The following is a 19,145-nucleotide window of genomic DNA, read 5'->3' on the forward strand; positions in this document are numbered from 1 at the left end:
GAGGACGGACAATGAAGCGAACGAGATTCACAGACGAGCAGATCATCGGGATCGACGTTGTTCATTTTGCAGGTCTGCAAGAGTGTGGCGATGGTGGCCCATGTGCGACCGCCACTATCCGAACCGGCGAACAGGCTGTTCTTTCTCGTGATTGTCTGGGGTCTGATGGCGCGCTCAACGATGTTGGAGTCGAACTCGACAAGGCCGTCGGTCAGGAAGCGCTCGAAGATCTCGCGCCGGGAGATGGCATAGCGCAGGGCCTGAGCCAGCTTCGATTTTCCCGGGATGCGGGGCAAGGTCTGCTGCCAGAGGGCGAACAGATCGGCGTCGATGGGTGCGGAGGCGGCCTGGCGTGCACCTCGGGGCCTTGGCCACGAACCTCTGCCTCAAGCTTCCAGAGCTCGGTCATCCGCTCGACCGTGGCGGTGGCGATTTCGGAGGCGCCGGCAACATGGAGCTCGAAGAAGCGGCGCCGACTGTGGGCCCAACAACCCGCCAGGCGCAGGCTGTCGTTGCCCCCGTTCTTGCGTATCAGCTTGTTGTAGGCAGCATAGCCGTTTACCTGCAGGATACCGCGGTAGTTGCCGAGGTGACGGCGCACGCAGTCGCCGGACTGGCTGTCCTCGAAGCGATAGGCAACCAAGGGCGGGCCACTGCCGCCGAAGGCGCTGTCGTCGCGGGCATAGGCCCAGAGCCAGGCCGTCTTCGTGGCGTTGGTGTCGGGGGCGAGGGGCTCCTCGTCCGTCCAAAGCAGCTTCGTCCGACGCGTCATCACGCACCCACAGTGTCTACTATCCCATAGTGGACACTATCGATCACCCTCTATGCGCGGCAGAGCCGCGACGCCGGACGCTTATGATAAACACACTTGCTAGCCGAAGACTCCAGCTTCGAGCGGTCTAGTTTTCGGGCGCTGCGTAAGGGCTGGCTATATGCCTCGATTCTTTGATGGCCGCGAATGCCAATGCTACACCAGCTGCGCGTCAAACATGGGCCCCCGCTCTTCGGCCAGCCGACAAAAGCGGGACGCGTTCACCTGAGAGTCGCTGCGTTCGAGGGGGAAGCTGCATGGCGGATTCCCGATTGAGAAATGTAATATTTGACCGTGACCCAATCTTCTAACGTGCATAATGGATTGCTTTTGCGCACTACCTGCTAGAGCTAGTCAGTTCCCCTCCATTCCCGATAAGTTCGCCTTATCGTGGATAACCTATTCTCCAAGTTCGCCGGTGCCGACGTTCGGACTTGCTTGCTAAGCGAGGGGCGCGCCAGTTCCGACACGGTCTCCTCACCTTTCAGCGCCTCAAGGGAAGCAGGATGCAGCAAGGGGCAGCGAAATGCGCTGCCCGCCGCCGCCCCCCCGGGGGGGGGCCTCTAAAAATCTGACAGATCCTTTTTTCAACATCCCGGCTTCTGTAACCGCGATTTCGTGCAATCGTCACAAAACTGCGGGAAAAGGCGCCCGATCCCCCAAGCAGACGCTGCCTCTGGTCCGTGATAGCGCCATGCATGCTTAGGTCAGATCGCAGGGCTCGCGTTTCTGGCTGGGCGCCTTGCCAACAGATTTTGACGCTTTTTGCCTTCTTGTGCTGCGTGGTATCGTTCGGACATGAACGATCCGTGGTCATGCTGGGCACGCGGGTTCCCAACCTCAAGGCGCCGGTCAGGCGGTCCTTGTGCGGCAGCTTTCGCAAAGTTCAGAACGACCAATGAGCGTTACGCGTAGCAAGCGCCAAGAGGACGCGCGGTTTCGCGTTCTGCGCCTTTTGCAGCAGAACCCGGAATTGTCCCAGCGCGCTCTGGCCGAGGCCGCGGGGATCAGCGTCGGCGGTGTGCATTACGTTCTCAACGCTCTGATCGAGACCGGGCTGGTCAAACTGGGCAATTTCACCGCCGCCGACGACAAGCGGCGCTACGCATATATCCTGACACCGAGCGGACTGGCCGAGAAAGCCCGGCTGGGGCGGCGGTTTCTGGCGCGCAAGATCCGCGAATACGAGGCGCTGCGGGACGAGATCGACACGCTCTCGACCGAGCTTCAGGGATCCGACGTCCCGGCGCAGGCGCTGGCTTCGGGATTTGGCAGAAGCTCGGGCTGATCCGGCGGCGGGCCGCGCGGCGACCCTTTTCAAACAGAGAGTGCGACCCTGTTCAGGATTGCAGGCAAGGAAGTATCCGATGTCATACGCTGACACCCAGAACGCGCCCGGCGATGCCTCTGAGGCCGTGCAGAATCCCGACCGCGGCCTGCCCGCTGTCCCCGAGGGCACGCCGCATTTTCTGATCGTGGGCGCCTGCAAGGCGGGAACGACCACGCTTTATGACGATCTGGCCCTGCATCCTGACAGCTTCATGCCGGCCGACAAGGAACCTGACATCCTGCATCGCGGCCAGGATCCGGATGAGGTCCTGACCATGTGGCGCCGGCATTTCCGGGGCGCGCCGCAGGGCGCCCTGCGGGGTGAGGGCTCGACATATTACACCATGACCCCCGACCGGGCGGATGTCTCCGGGCTGGCGCGTCGCGTCCTGGGGCCTGAGGCGCGGATCATCTACATCATGCGCCATCCGTTGCGCCGTATCGAAAGCCACCTCGGCCATGACCATATCGCCGGGCGGGTCGCGGCAGAAGATTTCGACCGCGCGGCCCTGGAAGAGACGCGCTATGTTGCGTGGAGCGATTATGCGCGTCAGATGGCGCCCTGGATCGAGGCCTTCGGCCGCGAGAACGTCCTGCCGGTGATCTTCGAGCGCTTCGTTTCCGAACGCCACAGCACCGCGCGCGCGGTTGCCTCGTTCATCGGACTGGATCCTGACCGCCTGCCCGCGCGCAGCGGGGTGTCGAATGCGCGCGACAGCATGCGCGTTCCCAAAGGCAAGATGCTCTCCCGGCTTCTGAATTCGACCACGTACCGCCAGCGGCTGCGCGGTCTGGTGCCCGATGGCATGCGCCAGGTGCTGCGTCAGGCCGTGTCGCGGCGGGCTGGCGCCCCGGTGGAGGTTGCCCTGGAAGAGGAAACCCTGGCCGAGCTCAGGCTCCGCCTGTCCCATGTCCCCGGGGCGCTTCGCGCGCTCGGGATCACCCCGGGCGACTGGTAACGCAATGACCAAACGCGGGTTCATCGCCCTGTTTGTCGCGCGCGGCGGCATCGTCGGGGTCAATGTCCTGTCTCTGCTGGTGGTTGCGGCCGTCATGGAGCCGGCGGCCTTCGGGTCCTTTGTCTATCTGTGGTCCCTGACCCTGTTCCTCGCCGCGCTGGCGGGTATGGGGAGCCCGGCCTATCTGTTGCGCGAGACCTCGGCGCGGCAGGGCGACCCGCAGCGCGGACTCTCGCGCCTTGAGGCGGTGAAAGTGGCCCTGATCCTGCCGCTCGGCATGCTGGCGGTGTTGTGTCTCGCCGCGGTCCTGCTGCCCGAGGCGGCCCTGCGCGCTCTGGGCCAAGGCCCTCTGGACATGGGCGAGGTGCTTCCGGTCGGACTGGCCGCGCTTGTCGTGATGGTGCTCACGCATGCCGCGACACCGTTCCGGCTGGACGGACGGGAAACCTTGTCGATGGCGCTGCGTGACGGCGCGCCGCAAAGCCTGATCATGCTGGCCGTGCTGATCGGCCAACTGGTCGGCCTGCAGGACGCCCATGTCGCGCTTTTGCTGTTTGCCGCCCTGGGCCTGATGCTGGTTGCTGGGCTTTATGCCCTCATCCGCATCAGGACACCGCTATGGCGCGACGGCCCCGGCCTGCCGCGGGGCGGACAACCCAGCTTCTGGGGCAGTTCCGTTCTGGGCGCGACCGTGTCGCAGGTCGATATTCTGCTCGGCGGGCTGGTGCTCGGGCCCGTGGCACTGGGCCATTATCAGATCCTGAAGCGGATCGCGAACCTGACGGCCCAGCCGCAGGTCATTGCCAACTGGTCCGTGCTGGTGCGCATCGGCAGGTCGCATGCTCAGGGGAAGCTTGCGGATGTGCAGCAGGCCTGTCGTCAGGGGCTGAAGCTCGCCTTCTTCCCGGGGATCGGCCTTTTGCTGATTCTCGTCGCCCTGCTTCCGCTGGCGCTGGGGTTCTATGACATCGAAAACTCGGCCGAAACCTGGACGATCTTCGGGTTGCTGGCGCTTGGCAGCCTCGCGAATGTCGCCTTCGGCGTGAATTTCACCGTGGCGGCGCAAAGCGGGCTGGAAAAATTCTCGCTGGGGGCACGGGTTGTCAGTCTCGGGCTGATGGCGGGCGGAATCCTGCTTCAGGGTGACGCTATGACCAGCCAGGGTCTGGCGCTGTCGGTGCTGGTTGCCGTGGCCGTGTCGAACCTGTTGCTGTCCTGTCTGATCTGGCGAAGACTGGGGGTCGATACCACGCTTCTCAGCCTGCTCCCCGGCAGGAAGGGGCGGAGTGAATGATCCCCATCCTGTTCATTTCCTCGGTCGTGTCCGTTGCCATCCCGCTGTTGCTGGCGCGTCGTTACGGCAGCGTGCCGCTCGTCTCGCCGCTTCATATCCTTGGCTATCTCGTCTTTTTCGGAATGTTCCTGAAGACCATTTACCTTGGTGTTTTCGACGGCGAGATGTTTTTCCAGCTCTACATCGACGACCCATGGGCGGTGATCGAGGGGTATCTGTTCGTCACAGGCTTCGTGCTGATGATCTGCCTTGGTTATGTGGTGTCGATCCGCAAGGTCTGGCGCATGCGAGACGACGCGCTGGTGGCGGGGGTGGTGTCACAGGTGCGCTATCCCCGGGTTCTGATGCTGGTCGGGGTTGCGACGGCGCTGGCGGTGATCGGCTCGATGATGGCGGCGCGTGGCCTCGGGGGGGTGGCGACCGCCTTCGATACCGAGACGCTCGAGACCATGAGTTCGTCGCGGGTGGTGCGTATCGAAGGGGTCGAGGGATTTGGGGCGACCGGCGCGATTTCGCGCGCGCTCCTGTTCATCCCGACGCTGGCCCTCATGGTGTTCATCACGCGACACACGCTGCTTCGGCGGGATCTTCTGATCATGCTCGCCTTGCTGGCGCAGGAGTTTTTTCTGACCATTCTCGAAGGGAAACGTTTCGAACTGGTCAACATCCTGGCGCTGTTCGTGTTCGTCTCGGTCATGATGGGGCGGCGTTTTTCGCCGGCCAGCATCTTCAAGGCGGCGGGCGGGGTCGCTCTGGTTCTGGCGCTGTTCGTGACGATGACCAACCTGCGCAACACTCACTCGCAGGCGCAGACCGCAAGCGCGACCGAGACACTGACCAACCAGATCTTCGGCTCGACCTATTTTCTCGATGTCAACGTACCCATCCTGATCATCGCCTTGTCGCGGCCGGATGACCGGTTCTGGGGGGAAAGTTATACCTACTGGACCTTTGCCTGGGTCCCCCGGGCATTGTGGCCGGACAAGCCGGTCGTCACCCTAGGGCCCTATGTCAAGCAGGAGGTTCTCGGCATCCGCAACACGGTGGGGGGCGTCAATCCGACAGGGCCCGGGGAAGCCTTTCTCAACTTCGGCTGGCTGGGCATGCTGGTGGGGTTTGGCCTTGGCGCTCTCTACCGGGCGATCGAGTATCTGACCCTCTCGCCGGGTGGCCTGCGGCGGCGCTACGGGTTCTGGATGTACCCTATCGTTGCCTATCCCTTTATCACGGCAACCATGCAGTCATCCTTCGCCGCAGCCCTGACGACGAGCCTGTTCAAGGCCCTCCTGATGATCCTTGTCCTGAAGCTGTTCTCCCTTCGATTCCGGCTGGGTCCGGCCACAGACCGCGTCACACGGCCAACGCCGGCCAACCGGCCCGCTTAAAGGAAGCCCCTGATGAAACTGCAGAAACTTGGCAGCCCCTGGCTTGCCGGGCCGAGACTGGTGCGTGCGGTCCTCCGCCGTGCGGCGACGTTCTTTGCGACGATGCTGCACCGGGCGACGCTCGGCTCTCTGGGGGCTAATTCGCGGCTCCATGCCGGCGTGACCTTCACGCAGCCCGGGCGTGTGCATATCGGCTCGGACAGCCTGATCTGGGGGGGCGTGACCGCCAGTGCCGATGGCGCGGCGCGCGGGATCGAGATCGGCGACAGGGTGCAGATCAACCGGCGCGTATCGCTCGACATGACCGGCAAGCTGGTGATCGGGGCGGATACGCTGATCTCGGAAGACAGTATTCTCTATACGCATGATCACGGCCTGGATCCGAAGTCGCTGCCGACCGCGCGTGACAAGATCATCGGCGAGCGGGTCTGGATCGGCGCGCGCGTCATCGTCCTGCCGCAGTGCCATGCGATCGGCGAGGGGGCTGTGATCGGCGCCGGATCCGTCGTCACCCGCGACATTCCCGCTGGCGCGATTGCCGCGGGCGCGCCGGCGCGGATCGTCGGATGGCGGCCGGGCTTCGGGCCGGCGCGGCAGAGCGAGGGGACGGCATGACCCTGTCTTCCCCTCTGCCGCAGGGCGAAGACCTGCGCATCGCGCATACCCTGTCGTCCATCGAGAACAAATCGGCAGGCCCCTCGCACAGCGTGCCGGGTCTGGCCTATGCTCAGGCGGCCCTCGGGGCCACGGTTTCCCTGCATTCGCTCGGCGGGCAGCCGGAACACGCCGCGGCCGGCCTGCAGGACCATCGCTACCGGCGCGATTTCGCGACCGTGCCGGGATTGCGCCGGATGGGTCTGTCCCGGCAGATGCAGCAGGCGATCCGCGGAGGCCGGCATGAGTCCGACGTGATCCACACCCATGGCCTGTGGCTGATGGCGAACGGCTGGTTTGCGCCGCAGACCCCGTTTGTGATCTCGCCGCGGGGCATGCTGTCCGAGGTGGCCCTGGGTTTCTCGCCGATGCGCAAACGCCTGATGCGCTGGATCTCGCAGGATGCGGCCTTTGCGGCGGCGGGGATGTTCCATGCCACGGCCGAGATCGAGCGGAGCGATATCCGCGCCTATGGCCTGCGCCAGCCGGTGGCGATCATCCCCAACGGGATTGACCTGCCCGAACTGCAACCAGCCCCGGACGCGGGCACCCCGCGCCGAGTGGTCACCCTGGGCCGCGTGCATCCCAAGAAGGGGCTCGACCTGCTTCTGGGCGCCTGGAGCCGGGTCGAGGCCGCGCATCCCGGCTGGCAGCTGGAAATCATCGGCCCCGATCAGGCCGGTCACCGGGCTGAACTCGAGGCGCTGGCCGCGCAACTGGGTCTCAAGCGCGTCACCTTCTTCGGGCCGAAATACGGCGCGGACAAGCTGCTCGCCATGGGGCAGGCCGATCTGTTCATTCTGCCCTCGCGCAGCGAGAACTTCGCGATGACCGTGGCCGAGAGCCTGGCGCTGGCGGTTCCGGTGATCGCCACCCGCGGCACGCCCTGGCCGGGTCTTGTCGAGAAGGATTGTGGCTGGTGGGTCGAGAGCACGGCAGAGGCGCTTGGCGGTGCCCTGTCGCAGGCCCTGGCGCTGCCGCCCGAGGTGCGGGCCGGGATGGGCGCGCGCGGCCGGGTTTGGATGAAAGACGAATTCTCCTGGGCGAGGATCGCACAGATGTCGATCGAGGCCTATCGCTGGCTGCTCAAGCGCGGCGACCAGCCGGATTTCGTGCATCTCGACTGACCCGCCTTTCCGGCGTCGGGCGCGCCGGCGCGCTCACACCCTGTTCCGGGCTCTGCCCGGTCTTGCTCCGACGGGATGAAGATCATGAAAATCGGACTGCTGACCTATCATTTCAGCGACAATTACGGTGCGCTGTTCCAGGCCTTTGCCCTGCGGCGCTGGCTGCAGGAGCGCGGCGCCGAGGCAGAATTCGTCAATTACCATCCGCCTTATGTGGAAGAGGGCGGGCCGCTGGACCGGCCCTGGAAACTGTCGCTTTGGCGCAAGAATGCCACGATCCTTTACATGAAGCAGGCCCATCTCCGGCACCGGTTCTTTGGCGACAAGCGGCAGACGGCAGCCTTTGACCGGTTCCGCGCCGAGCATCTCGGCGTCAGCGGCCCGCGGCTGCGTCAGCCCGAAGATCTGCGCCCGCTGATGGCCGGTTATGACATGCTCGTCTGTGGCTCTGACCAGATCTGGAATCCGTCCATTCAGCGCGGGCTGGATCCGGTGTATTTTCTGGACATTCCCGGCAGCGACGGCCTGCGCAAGGCCGCCTATGCCCCGAGCTTCGGGCGCAGCACGATCGAACCGGGGTATCGCGCCGAACTGGGGCGGCTTCTGGGCGGGCTGGACGCGATCTCGGTCCGCGAAAGCAGCGGGCTCGACATCCTCGAGAGTGCCGGTCTGCCGCGCGATCGCGCGCTGGTCGTGCCGGACCCGACCATCCTGCTGGGGCGCTTCGACAGCTTGCTGTCCTCCGGCAATGCGCCCGACAACAGCGTGTTCTGCTACGCCCTGCGGACCGACGAGGGGATCCGCGAGGTCGCCGAAGAGGCCGCCCGCCTCACCGGGGGGGCGCTCTACGCGCCGCGCAATCCGCACCAGCGCTGGCGCGACATCGGCCAGGGCGTCATTCCGGGCCCGCGCGAGTGGCTGGACATGCTGGCGCGCGCCGGGATGGTCGTGTCGAACTCCTTCCATGGCGTCGCGCTGAGCGTGGTGATGAACAAGCCCTTCGTCGCGGTGTCCCTGCCGGGCAAACGGGCCGGCATGAACGCCCGTGTGCAGAATCTGCTGACGCTCGCCGGGCTGACAGACCGCATCGTCGAGACCGCCGATCCGGCCCGGGTCCGCGAACTGGCCCGGACGCCGGTCGACTGGGTGCAGGTGAACGCCCGGCTCGCGGCGGTCCGCGCGACGGCGGAAGCGTATCTCGACGCGAATATCGAGGCGGCCCGCAATCAGACGGACCGCGCTTCGGGACTTAAAGAGAGGGTTTTGAATTGACCGAGGGTGTCGAACGCGTCCTTGCTTCCGGATTGTGCGTCGGCTGCGGCGGCTGCGCTTTTGCGGCCGGCGGGCGGATGGAACTTGATACGCACGGGTTTTTCCAGCCCGTGCTGGACGATGCGGTGGGCGGGGCGAAGGGTCGCGAACTCGACGCGGCCTGTCCTTTTCTGGCCCCCGAGCTGAACGAGGACGTTCTGGCAGACCGCCTGCTGCCCGCGACGGCGCACCGCGATCACAAGATCGGAAAATACGACAGTGTGTTCAGCGCCCATGCCGAGGAAGGCGGGTTCCGCCGCGCCGGCAGTTCGGGCGGCATCGGCTCGTGGCTGGCGGCCGAATTGCTGCGCAAGGGTCTGATAGACGGCGTCATCCACGCCCGGCCTGCGGTCCGGGACGGGGGCGAGGATCCGTTCTTCCGCTACGGGATCAGCCGCAGCCTCGACGAGATCCGGGAGGCTGCGCATTCGCATTACCATGTGGTCGAGATTTCGGAGGTGCTGGCAGAGGTCAAGCGCGTCCCGGGGCGCTATCTGTTCATGGGCGTGCCCTGTCTGGTCAAGGCGGCCAACCGGGCCAAGCTGCTGGACCCGGTTATCGCCGAGCGCCTTGCCTATACGCTTGCCCTGGTCTGTGGCCATTTCAAGAGCGTGCACTGGGCCATGTCGCTGGGTTGGGGCGCAGGTGTCCCGCCCGAAGACATCAAGGCGATCACCTTTCGCGTCAAATCCGAGAATGTCCCGGCCAAGGCCTATTACTTCGGCATCCGGCAGCGCGGCAACGACGCGGTCAGCATCCATGACTCCGCCCCGCTGACGGGGGGGAAATTCAACCTCGGTGCCATGATGCCGGATGCCTGCAATTACTGCGACGACGTGGTCGGAGAAACCGCCGACATCACCATCGGCGATGCCTGGCTGCCGCGCTACGCCTTCGACTGGCGCGGCAAGAACATGGTTGTCTCGCGCAATCCCGACCTGACCCGGCTGATCCGGGCCGCCGCCGAAGAGGGGCGCGTGGTCATCGAGCCGATGACCGCGAAAGAGGCCGCAGAGGCGCAGGCGGGCGGGTTCCGCCAGCGGCGCGAAGGGCTTGCACACCGGTTGGCACGGGCAAAGGCCAAGAAGCGCTGGGTTCCCGAAAAGCGCGCCCTGCCGGACATGGTCCGTCCGGGACCGTTGCGCGCGCGGATCTACAATCTGCGCGAAGAGGTCTCGACCCGGTCGCGCACCGCCTTCCGCGCGGCGCTCGATCGTGGCGATATTGCGATCTATGATCAGGAAATGGCGCGTGTCTTCAAGCGCTTGCGCCGCCTCGAACTTTCGGCGGCGGCTTTCCGCATCCTGTCTGTCCGCCTGCGCGCGCTGTTCTCGCGGAGGCGGTCGTGACCAGCCAGCCGACCCGTCTTTATGTCGACAGCCGCAGCCATAGCGACAAGGCCAGACGCGCGCTGTGGCATGTCACGCGCAGCCTGCTTTTCGCCCCGCTGCGGGGGCCGCTGTTCAAGCGCTGGCGGCTGTTCTTGTTGCGCAGCTTCGGCGCGACCATCGGCAAGGGCTGCCGGGTCGATGCCTCGTGCAAGATCTGGTGGCCGGGCAACCTGAGGATGGGCAATTACGCCTGCCTCGCGGACGCCGTGGATTGCTACAATGTCGCCCCGATCACCCTCGGCGATTACGCGACCGTCAGCCAGCGCAGCTTTCTGTGTTCGGCGAGCCATGCAACCGACCAACTGTCGCGCCCGCTGATCTTCGCGCCGATCACCCTCGAGACGCATGCCTGGGTCGGGGCCGAGGCCTTTGTCGGGCCGGGCGTGACCATCGGGGAGGGCGCCGTGCTGGGCGCGCGGGCGGTGGCAACCCGGAACCTCGAGTCCTGGACCATCTATGCGGGCATTCCGGCCCGGGCGCTCAGAAAGCGGGAGATCCGGGAATGACGCTGACCGTCGTCATCCTCACCCGGGACGAGGCGCAGCATATCGCCCGGGCCATCCGGTCGGTGCAGGCAGTCGCGGACCGGATCCTTGTGGTGGACAGCGGCTCTGCGGATGCCACCGCCGAGATCGCCCGTGATCTGGGCGCAGAGGTGCTGGTGCATCCCTTCGTCACCCAGGCCCGGCAGTTCAACTGGGCGCTCGACCAGCTGCCGGCCGATACCGACTGGATCTTCCGGCTCGATGCGGACGAGGTCGTTTCGCCCGAGCTGGCCCGGGCGCTGGCCACACGCCTGCCAGCGCTGGGGCCCGAGGTCGCCGGGGCCGAGGTTCTGCGCCGCATGGCCTTTCTGGGACGGCAGATCCGCTGGGGCGGGCTGTTTCCGGTGCCGATCGTGCGCGTCCTTCGCCATGGCCGGGGGCGCTCCGAAGATCGCTGGATGGACGAACACATCCTGCTCGACGGGACGGCTGTCCAGCTCGACGGCGAATTGCTGGACGATAATCTCAAGCCGCTGGGCTGGTGGATCGACAAGCACAACGCCTATGCCAGCCGGGAAGCCATCGAGGTGCTCGATGCCGAGTTCGGCTTTCTGGGCAGGGTCCAGCGCGGCGCCGATCCGGGACGCAACGCCGGGTTCAAGCGGCTGCTCAAGGACAAGGTCTATACGCGGCTTCCCGGGGGTTTCCGGGCGCTTGCCTATTTCCTCTATCGCTATGTGGTGCGGCTGGGCTTCCTCGATGGTCCGCAAGGCACGGCCTTTCACGTGCTGCAGGGGTTCTGGTACCGCTATCTGGTCGACATGAAACTGTTCGAGGTCAGGGCGCATATGCGCAGGACCGGAACCGATGCGGTGACCGCCATCCGTACGATCCTGAACATCGACCCGACCGCGACACGCGCGCCGGGCGGTTAACGCCGGTTGCGGCCCGGGCTGAGCCGCCCGCGCGGATCCTTGAGAAACGACTGAAGCACCCTCAGGGCAGACACCGCGACAAGCAGGTCTGCCCGGCGTCGCTGTGGACAGGAAGACCGCGCTGCCGGTGCCTCTTTCCGCCCCCGGCCACGGTCGAAAAACCCCAATATGAGTGAAATGAAAATGCACATCGTCGTGGTCGGAATTGGTTACGTGGGCTTGTCAAACGCGGCACTTCTTGCCCAGAACCATACGGTAACTGCCGTAGACATTTCCCCCCAGCGCGTCGCAATGCTCAATGCGCGCCAATGCCCCGTCGTGGACCCCGAGCTTGAGGACTTCCTGGCGAACCGCACGCTGGATCTGCAGGCAACGACGGATCTTCCGCAGGCTCTGGAGCAGGCCGATCTGGTGATCATTGCGACGCCGACGGATTACGATCCCAAGACCAACTTCTTTAACACCTCCTCGGTCGAAGCCGTCGCGGCCGAGGCCACGCGACTGCGGCCAGAGGCAACAATCGTTATAAAATCCACGGTTCCGGTCGGATTCGTGCACAATCTGCGCCTGGAAACCGGCAATCAGAACATCCTGTTCAGTCCCGAATTCCTGCGCGAGGGCCGCGCGCTTCACGACAACCTGCACCCCAGCCGCATCATCGTCGGGGATCATACCGACCGCGCCCGGGTCTTCGCCGATCTGCTGGTCGAAGGCGCGGAAGACCGCGATGTCCCGGTGCTCTTCACCGCACCCGCCGAGGCTGAAGCCATCAAGCTCTTCGCCAACACCTATCTGGCGATGCGCGTGGCCTTCTTCAACGAGCTGGACAGTTATGCTCTGGCGCATGGGGCCGATGCCCGGCAGATCATTGCCGGGGTCAGCCTCGATCCGCGCATCGGAGATCACTACAACAATCCGTCCTTCGGCTATGGCGGCTATTGCCTGCCCAAGGACACCAAACAGCTGCTGGCGAATTATGCCAATGTACCCCAGAATCTCGTCGCGGCGATTGTCGATGCAAACCGGACGCGCAAGGATTTCCTGGCCGAGCAGATCGTCGCCAGACAGCCCGCGATTGTCGGGGTGTTCCGGCTGGTGATGAAAGCCGGTTCCGACAATTTCCGTCAATCGTCGGTGCAGGGGATCATGAAGCGGATCAAGGCCAAGGGGATCGAGGTCATCGTCTATGAACCGGCGATGCAGGAGGACAGTTTCTTTGGCTCGCGGGTGGTACGCGATCTGGACGCCTTCAAACGCGAGGCCGAGGTGATCATCGCCAACCGGCTCACCGCGGATATTGCCGATGTTCAGGACAAGGTGTTCACGCGCGATCTGTTCGGTCACGACTGAGCCGGGATCCTGATCGCACCCGGCAGGACCGGCGCGGTCCCCCGAAAGACGACAGGGCCTTTGGGGCCGGTCCAGAGACAAGGCGTGGCGTTCAGCCACGCCTTTTTGCGTGTCCGGAGGCGCGATTGCGCGGACAAAGCCGAAAACCGGAAGGCCGTCAGCGGCCCAGAAGACGATAGGCCAGCCGGCCGACGGCTTCGTTGAGCGCAACGTTCAGACGACCCAGATTGCGCGGCAGGTTCCAGCTGATGCCCGTCCGGAACTCTCCGGTTCTGAAATCGACGGGATAGGGCCGGATCGTATCCCAGCCCACCGCCGAAAAACTGGCCAGGGCGCGGCCCATGTGAAACGCACTGGTCACCAGCAGCCATGTTTCGCCCGGCTGCGGCGCGCTTTCCTCATAGGCGAAACGCGCGTTCTCGGCCGTATTGCGGGAGCGGCTCTCCCAGGTGACCCGGGCCGGATCGATACCCAGCGCCGTAAAGAAGTCCAGCGCCACGCCCGGCAGCGGCGGGTCGGTGAAGAGCCCGGTGCTCAGACGACCGCTTCCCCCCGAGAACACAAGCCGGGCCTGGGGATGCGCCAGGGCCAGCGCCGCTGCTGCGGTCAGCCTTTCTGCGGCGTCATTGATCTGCGGTTGCCCCCAGAAGGCCGTGGCGCGCGGGTCTTCGACGCCGCCCAGCACGACAATGCCGTCAAGGGAATCGGGTGCTGACACGGGCGGAAACGCGCCCTCCTGACCGCGCAGGATGAGCTCTCCCACCGGGAACAGGCCGATGGTCAGAAAGGCGACCAGCGTCACCACACCGGCCCCTGTCGCAAGGCGGCGGCGCCCCGACAGGCCGCCCGCCACGGTTGCCACAAGTCCGGCGGCCAGCCATGTCTCGCCCTTCAGGGCAAGGCTGACGAGCTGGGAAAGCAGAAAGAACACGCTCGGCGTCACGTCAGCCTCACAAAAGGCAGGCAGGGACCCGCGTCACCGCTGCGCGCCCCGGAAATCCGGGGCGGCGCAGGTCAGGCTCTGCCTGCTAGGCACCATGCGGCACCGGCGGGCGCAGGATGGCCAGCGCAGGATGGTTCATCAGGCAGGCCGCAAAAAACTGCGCGCCCGCGCGGGTGATATGCACGCGGTCTGCGGAAATGATGTTCCCGGCATCGTCGAAGACACGAATGGCTTCCCCATCCTCTGACGCGCAGCCGATCAGATCAATGTAGTGTTCAGGCGGAACGGCCTGGGCATTGCCGATGTTGTCGGCAATGATTTCGGGGAAAATCTGCGTCGTATAGGTCGGTCTGCCCTCGACGGGCAGACGCACGAAGGCATTGAGATTATACCCGAAATGCTTGGGTCCGACGAAAACGATCTTGTCTGAACCGGGCGCAGCGCTGGCAATCAGGTCGTTGCAGGCCGGGGGCAGGGCGACGACAGGGACATAAATCACATCCGCCTGGGCAACCAGAGCGCGGTCCTCCCCGGACAGCGTGTCAGGCTCGCAGACCGCAAGAGTGACGCGGTAAATGATCTGGGCTGCGTCCATCAGGCCCGTCTCGATCAGGATATTGGCAAAGTCCCGGGCCTGGCTGTTGCCGATCACCAGCACCCTGGTGCCGGCGTCGGGGTCGAAGGCCGCAGCGGAATACCGCGAGATCCGGTGGTTATAAGAGATATGCATCCCCGCCGCGATGTCGCTGTCCGGGCCGAAAACCCGGGACGGGAAACCATTCGCCATATGGAACAGGCCGCCGACGAGCGCCAGGGATACCGTCGAGACCAGCGAGAAGCTGACCAGCGCGGGGACCGATACGACCGAGCCCCGGCGGAAGGGTTGCTCGACGAAGCGCCAGCTCAGATAGGCGATGACGAAGCAGGCGGCGAGCAGCAGGACGAAAAGCATCTTGCCCGGCTCGTCGAAGCTCAGGACGCGCGCGAAGGTGAACAGCGGCTGGTGCCACAGATACAGGCTGTAGCTGATCAGCCCGATCCCGACGAGCGGCCGGAGGCCCAGCAGGCTTGCCACGACGGATCCGCTTCTGGCGTAGAGAAGCACCAGCAACGTGCCGATGACAGGCGCGGCCGTCCAGTACGAGGGATGCGGGGTCGAGGCGGTGAAAAGCAGCATCGAGGCTAGGATCAGCAGCAGACCCAGACCCGACAGCAGATTGTTCGCCTGAAACTTGCGGCGATGTTCCCAGAACGCCGCCAGCGCCCCGGCTCCCAGCTCCCAGGCGCGTGTGTGCAGCAGGTAGAACGTGGCATCGGGGTGTCGCGTATAGAGCAGGATGCAGCTGACATAGCTGACGATCACGATCAGCCAGACCAGTCCGACGGTCTTGCCCCGCAACAGCGGATAGGCAACCATCAGCAACACGGGGAAGATCAGATAGAATTGTTCCTCGACCCCAAGGCTCCAGGTGTGGATGAGGGGTTTGAACTCGGACGCGAGGTCCCAGTACCCGCTCGTCATGGTCAGCAGGACGTTGTTGAGCGACAGCATCGTCGCCACGACGCTCTGGCCGAAGTTCTCCAGCGGGTCCGGCAGCATGAAGAACCAAGCCATCGGAATACAGGCCAGAACCATGACCGACAGGGCCGGCAGGATACGCCGCGCCCGCCGTTCGTAAAACCGCCAGAGCGAGAATTCACCCGCGGCGATTTCCTTGAGCAGAATTCCCGTGATCAGATAGCCGCTGATGACAAAGAAGATGTCGACGCCCAGATAGCCACCGGTCAGCGGGCCAATCCCTGCATGGAAAAGCATGACGGGCACGACCGCAAGCGCGCGCAGCCCGTCGACTTCTCTTCTGTACTTCATATCGAGAGATTTCCAGGTTCATGGCTGAACGGCGCGTGGCGTTTCCCTTTCATTGGTAAGGGTCGTCTGCCCGGATAAAAATGCGCAAAAAATGATGACTGTTGATTTGTACTCAGAACTGAGCCGGTTTTTTCACCGAGAAGTGAGCCACCTCTGATTATGTGTTTTTGGTTCATGCTGGGGTCAAGATCTGTGTTGCCTCCTTCCTTTTAGCGGCGGATGCGGCGGCTGAACTGGCCTTGAAGCGGAAGCTGTCGTTCCCGGTCTCGAGGATGTGGTAGCGGTGGGTGAGGCGGTCGAGCAAGGCGGTGGTGATGACCAGGCTAGTTCGCTCGTAGAGCTTGCTCAGCAGATGGAAGAGCAACGCCCCACCTGTGGCGCTGAACGGCAGGTGACCGCGATTGTGAATCAAGGGCTGGAACATGACGAGTTCTGCGGCAAGTTCTACGGATTGATTCGAGACAGGTTTCAAAAACACAAGGTGGAGCTAGTCCAAGGCATGACCGAGACACCTAAACACGTCCTCGTAAGTGGGGGTGCGGGATACATAGGTTCGCACGCCTGCAAACTTCTTGCTGCGCGTGGCTATGTGCCGGTCTGTTTCGACAACCTGTCGACAGGTTGGCTACAGGCCGTAAAATATGGCCCCATCGTCGAAGGGAGCCTGATGGACCGTGCCGCGCTGGATGCTGCCTTTGCGGTATATCAGCCCGTCGCTGTGATGCATTTTGCCGCCTTCAGTCAGGTCGGTGAGGCGATGGTGGATCCAGGAAAATATTGGCGCAACAACGTATTTGGATCGCTCAATTTAATCGAGGCCTCGGTTGCGGCCGGAGTTCTGGACTTTGTCTTCTCGTCTACCTGCGCCACTTACGGTGAGCAGGATGGCGTACTTCTGGACGAGGCCAGCGCGCAAAAGCCGATCAACGCATACGGCTCATCCAAGCGCGCGGTCGAAGAGATCCTGCGCGATTTTGGCGTGTCGTATGGGCTGCGCTCGGTGATCTTTCGCTATTTCAATGTCGCGGGAGCGGATCCTGACGGCGAAATCGGTGAGTGCCACCGACCCGAGACGCATCTGATCCCGGTGATGCTGGAAGCGATAGATGGCCAGCGCCCGGAGCTGGTGATCTATGGCACCGATTACGACACGCCTGACGGGACCTGCATCCGGGATTATGTCCATGTAATGGATCTGGTCGATGCGCATGTGCTCGGGCTTCAGTGGCTGCTGGATGGCAAGGAAAGCCGTGTGTTCAATCTGGGCACCGGCGCTGGGTTCACAGTGAAAGAGGTCATCGGCCACGCCCGTGCCGCGACTGGGAAAAAGGTGCCCCACAGCTTCGGTCCTCGTCGCAGTGGCGATGCAACCGCGCTGGTCTCAGGCTCACACCGTGCACTGCACGAACTTGGCTGGGACCCAAAGCGTTCCAGCCTGAAGCTGATGATTCAGGATGCCTGGACCTGGCACAAAATCGGCGGCTTCCATGGCTAAATTGCGCGGACCTTAGTACAAAGGAAAAGGACCATATTAGGCTCTTGCCGTGCGCGCGCTCTTAGGTGTTCAGTCCCGGCCTCTGGTGGATCGGGTCGATGGTGAATCGATCCGGCTCCGCTGTCCAGATTTTGCAGATGTATTCGTAGGGCGTGAGGCCGCTCAGCGTCTTGAGCCTTCGGGCGAAGTTGTAGGCTGCCAAGAAGTTGGCGAGGTGTGTTCGCAGCTGGTCGTGGTTCTCGTAGTGGAAGCGCTTGACCGTCGCGTCTTTGATCGTGCGGTTTATCCGCTCGACCTGACCGTTGGTCCAAGGATGGTTGGGCTTGTCCCCCTCGACATCCGGAAGACGCGAGATCCCATGCCGCTGCAGACAGCGATGCAGAGTTGACCGCGTCAATTGCGGGATCGACGGCTGCAGGGCATAGAGACAGTCGTCCAGCGGAAGGAGCGTGTGGCGCCGGAACGCGATGATCGCCGCCTCCTCGGCTTCGGTCAGAACCGTCGAGCGCGGTTCCGTCGGCCCGGTCTTCATATCCTCGACTGTCACGCGCTTGCGCCACTTCGCAACCGTCTTGGAATTGATGCCCAATTCCCGGCTCAGCTGCGAGAGCGAAGCTAGCGATCGCTGTATTGCTGCTCTGACGGCGTGCGTTGTCGTGGCGCTTCCGTGACGAACCTGTCCCATAGTGCTTCCTTCCATTCTTGAGCAAGGACCGCACCATCAAACCTTGGGATCAAACACCTAGAAGCTGCGTGCCAAGCAGGGCCGCCGTCTTATGAACGAACGAGAGGGTAGCGCGACAGCCTGCCACCCTCCCTGCGAGCGCAATCAACTGATAGGAACAGCCTAGTTCGCGAAAACGATACTCCGATCTAGGTAACCGTTGCACGCCAACCAGTCAGCCAGAATCCTCTCCATCATGGACCCTATTGTACGATGCTCGTCTTTGGCTGCTTCGCGCAGCGCAAGTTTGAGCGACGGCGTTACTTTCGCGCCGACAACCGTTGAGCGTGCCTCACGTTCAATCGCCATAGTTCTGTATGTCCTTCGCCGCAGCTCGTTTGGTTCACGGTAGAAATATGCTCAGATGACCGCAAGAACGACTAAGCACTGACACTGGTTGTGACCCTAATATCAGGGGAAGCCGGCGGTGGGAGACCGATCGAGACCATCGGCTCCTTCACGATCAAAGGTGACACCCCGGCCTAACTGATCAGTACACCAAATATACCGTCCTGCCACAAACTCGACTCTCAAAGTATCACCGATAGCGTAAGATACGATGCCGCCTCGGCACATATCGACTGCTTGCACAGGTTCCGAAGCAATCAGGATTTCGCCACTTCTAGCCTTGTAAATATGTGCCAGATGATCAGCTCTTTGCTCCGCTGCCCGCCCTGCATCTTCGTGACTACCCACCGCTCTTACCCCGTGATCGCTGTGATCGCTCGCAAATGATGCTTGCCTTGGCTCCACTCTCAGATGGACGATGGCTTAGGCCACTCTCCAGTGGAAAGGTTAACAAGGCGTTAAGAACGGGATAGGAATGGTACAATGTGCCTTCCAGACAGCCTGCGGGTCGGACTAAAGTCTGGTAGGAGTTCACGCTACACTCAGACATCAATGCTCCCGACGGAGAGGCCGTGTGATAAGTATTGAGAATCGACTCTTTTGCTCAAGCAAGTACCCTGAGGTGCAGTACCTAGTCATACCAAAGTGCGGGTGCACCGTAAGCGACGTCTCCGCCCCATTGATGTTCCGCTTGCGGTCGCCCGCTCGGTGGCGCTGTCGACTGGCGTTTGCGG

Annotated in this window: 15 protein-coding genes and 2 pseudogenes; 12 read left to right on the forward strand and 5 right to left on the reverse strand. The window is 63.4% G+C overall.

Annotated elements, in window-relative coordinates; genetic code table 11:
- Positions 1 to 47: 47 nt before the first annotated feature.
- A pseudogene (tnpC, locus tag EAE28_RS23220) lies at positions 48 to 709 on the reverse strand (IS66 family transposase); the annotation flags it as partial.
- A gap of 1,000 nt (positions 710 to 1,709) precedes the next feature.
- Here tnpC and EAE28_RS23225 point away from each other — a divergent pair.
- From EAE28_RS23225 to EAE28_RS23275, 11 genes are all read left to right on the forward strand, one after another.
- On the forward strand, positions 1,710 to 2,099 hold the full coding sequence (locus EAE28_RS23225; RefSeq protein ID WP_127110809.1) for a MarR family EPS-associated transcriptional regulator: 390 nt from the start codon (positions 1,710 to 1,712) through the stop codon (positions 2,097 to 2,099).
- A gap of 79 nt (positions 2,100 to 2,178) precedes the next feature.
- Complete coding sequence (locus tag EAE28_RS23230) at positions 2,179 to 3,099, forward strand: sulfotransferase family protein (RefSeq protein ID WP_127110811.1); 921 nt, start codon at positions 2,179 to 2,181, stop codon at positions 3,097 to 3,099.
- Positions 3,100 to 3,103: 4 nt separating this feature from the next.
- A complete protein-coding gene (locus EAE28_RS23235; protein ID WP_127110813.1) occupies positions 3,104 to 4,393 on the forward strand; it encodes a lipopolysaccharide biosynthesis protein in 1,290 nt (429 codons plus the stop codon).
- A 26-nt stretch (positions 4,394 to 4,419) separates the two neighbouring features.
- Positions 4,420 to 5,778: an O-antigen polymerase gene (locus tag EAE28_RS23240; protein ID WP_127110814.1), complete on the forward strand. Its 1,359-nt coding sequence runs from the start codon at positions 4,420 to 4,422 to the stop codon at positions 5,776 to 5,778.
- A gap of 12 nt (positions 5,779 to 5,790) precedes the next feature.
- On the forward strand, positions 5,791 to 6,393 hold the full coding sequence (locus EAE28_RS23245) for an acyltransferase (protein ID WP_220443993.1): 603 nt from the start codon (positions 5,791 to 5,793) through the stop codon (positions 6,391 to 6,393).
- On the forward strand, positions 6,390 to 7,559 hold the full coding sequence (locus EAE28_RS23250) for a glycosyltransferase (protein ID WP_164736759.1): 1,170 nt from the start codon (positions 6,390 to 6,392) through the stop codon (positions 7,557 to 7,559). Before EAE28_RS23245 ends, EAE28_RS23250 begins: the two co-directional genes overlap by 4 nt.
- A gap of 84 nt (positions 7,560 to 7,643) precedes the next feature.
- Positions 7,644 to 8,831, forward strand: coding sequence for a polysaccharide pyruvyl transferase family protein (locus EAE28_RS23255; RefSeq protein ID WP_164736760.1), 1,188 nt, complete (start codon positions 7,644 to 7,646; stop codon positions 8,829 to 8,831).
- A 77-nt stretch (positions 8,832 to 8,908) separates the two neighbouring features.
- A complete protein-coding gene (locus EAE28_RS23260; RefSeq protein ID WP_127110820.1) occupies positions 8,909 to 10,219 on the forward strand; it encodes a Coenzyme F420 hydrogenase/dehydrogenase, beta subunit C-terminal domain in 1,311 nt (436 codons plus the stop codon).
- A complete protein-coding gene (locus EAE28_RS23265) occupies positions 10,216 to 10,767 on the forward strand; it encodes a DapH/DapD/GlmU-related protein (protein ID WP_220443994.1) in 552 nt (183 codons plus the stop codon). Before EAE28_RS23260 ends, EAE28_RS23265 begins: the two co-directional genes overlap by 4 nt.
- Positions 10,764 to 11,681: a glycosyltransferase family 2 protein gene (locus EAE28_RS23270; protein WP_127110822.1), complete on the forward strand. Its 918-nt coding sequence runs from the start codon at positions 10,764 to 10,766 to the stop codon at positions 11,679 to 11,681. Before EAE28_RS23265 ends, EAE28_RS23270 begins: the two co-directional genes overlap by 4 nt.
- A 183-nt stretch (positions 11,682 to 11,864) precedes the next feature.
- Complete coding sequence (locus EAE28_RS23275; protein ID WP_127110836.1) at positions 11,865 to 13,031, forward strand: nucleotide sugar dehydrogenase; 1,167 nt, start codon at positions 11,865 to 11,867, stop codon at positions 13,029 to 13,031.
- Between the two features lie 157 nt (positions 13,032 to 13,188).
- Here the strand turns inward: EAE28_RS23275 and EAE28_RS23280 are convergent, their stop codons facing one another.
- The 3 genes and pseudogenes from EAE28_RS23280 to EAE28_RS24060 form a co-directional block, all read right to left on the reverse strand.
- Entirely contained in the window at positions 13,189 to 13,974 is a 786-nt protein-coding gene (locus tag EAE28_RS23280) for a YdcF family protein (protein WP_164736761.1), read from the reverse strand.
- A gap of 85 nt (positions 13,975 to 14,059) precedes the next feature.
- Positions 14,060 to 15,844 carry an acyltransferase family protein gene (locus EAE28_RS23285; protein WP_127110826.1) on the reverse strand — a complete coding sequence of 595 codons (1,785 nt, stop codon included), beginning with the start codon at positions 15,842 to 15,844 and terminating at the stop codon, positions 14,060 to 14,062.
- A gap of 172 nt (positions 15,845 to 16,016) precedes the next feature.
- Positions 16,017 to 16,286, reverse strand: a pseudogene (locus tag EAE28_RS24060) (ATP-binding protein); the annotation flags it as partial.
- Positions 16,287 to 16,343: 57 nt separating this feature from the next.
- On the opposite strand from EAE28_RS24060, the gene galE reads away from it, so the two are divergent.
- A complete protein-coding gene (gene galE, locus EAE28_RS23295; RefSeq protein ID WP_127110828.1) occupies positions 16,344 to 17,339 on the forward strand; it encodes a UDP-glucose 4-epimerase GalE in 996 nt (331 codons plus the stop codon).
- A 61-nt stretch (positions 17,340 to 17,400) separates the two neighbouring features.
- On the opposite strand, the gene EAE28_RS23300 is transcribed toward galE, so the two are convergent.
- Positions 17,401 to 18,024, reverse strand: a complete 624-nt coding sequence (locus EAE28_RS23300; protein WP_127110830.1) for an integrase core domain-containing protein — start codon at positions 18,022 to 18,024, stop codon at positions 17,401 to 17,403.
- Positions 18,025 to 19,145: the final 1,121 nt, after the last annotated feature.

It is taken from the genome of Pararhodobacter zhoushanensis (genome assembly GCF_003990445.1).
In the GTDB taxonomy this organism is placed as follows: Bacteria; Pseudomonadota; Alphaproteobacteria; order Rhodobacterales; family Rhodobacteraceae; genus Pararhodobacter; species Pararhodobacter zhoushanensis.

What these genes read in the sequence shown, in the direction of transcription:
- EAE28_RS23225 (WP_127110809.1), top strand. Translation starts at nt 1,710, where the DNA reads ATGAGCGTTACGCGTAGCAAGCGCCAAGAGGACGCGCGGTTTCGCGTT.
- EAE28_RS23230 (WP_127110811.1), top strand. Translation starts at nt 2,179, where the DNA reads ATGTCATACGCTGACACCCAGAACGCGCCCGGCGATGCCTCTGAGGCC.
- EAE28_RS23235 (WP_127110813.1), top strand. Translation starts at nt 3,104, where the DNA reads ATGACCAAACGCGGGTTCATCGCCCTGTTTGTCGCGCGCGGCGGCATC.
- EAE28_RS23245 (WP_220443993.1), top strand. Translation starts at nt 5,791, where the DNA reads ATGAAACTGCAGAAACTTGGCAGCCCCTGGCTTGCCGGGCCGAGACTG.
- EAE28_RS23250 (WP_164736759.1), top strand. Translation starts at nt 6,390, where the DNA reads ATGACCCTGTCTTCCCCTCTGCCGCAGGGCGAAGACCTGCGCATCGCG.
- EAE28_RS23255 (WP_164736760.1), top strand. Translation starts at nt 7,644, where the DNA reads ATGAAAATCGGACTGCTGACCTATCATTTCAGCGACAATTACGGTGCG.
- EAE28_RS23260 (WP_127110820.1), top strand. Translation starts at nt 8,909, where the DNA reads ATGGAACTTGATACGCACGGGTTTTTCCAGCCCGTGCTGGACGATGCG.
- EAE28_RS23270 (WP_127110822.1), top strand. Translation starts at nt 10,764, where the DNA reads ATGACGCTGACCGTCGTCATCCTCACCCGGGACGAGGCGCAGCATATC.
- EAE28_RS23275 (WP_127110836.1), top strand. Translation starts at nt 11,865, where the DNA reads ATGCACATCGTCGTGGTCGGAATTGGTTACGTGGGCTTGTCAAACGCG.
- EAE28_RS23285 (WP_127110826.1), bottom strand. Translation starts at nt 15,844, where the DNA reads ATGAAGTACAGAAGAGAAGTCGACGGGCTGCGCGCGCTTGCGGTCGTG.
- galE (WP_127110828.1), top strand. Translation starts at nt 16,344, where the DNA reads ATGACCGAGACACCTAAACACGTCCTCGTAAGTGGGGGTGCGGGATAC.
- EAE28_RS23300 (WP_127110830.1), bottom strand. Translation starts at nt 18,024, where the DNA reads ATGGGACAGGTTCGTCACGGAAGCGCCACGACAACGCACGCCGTCAGA.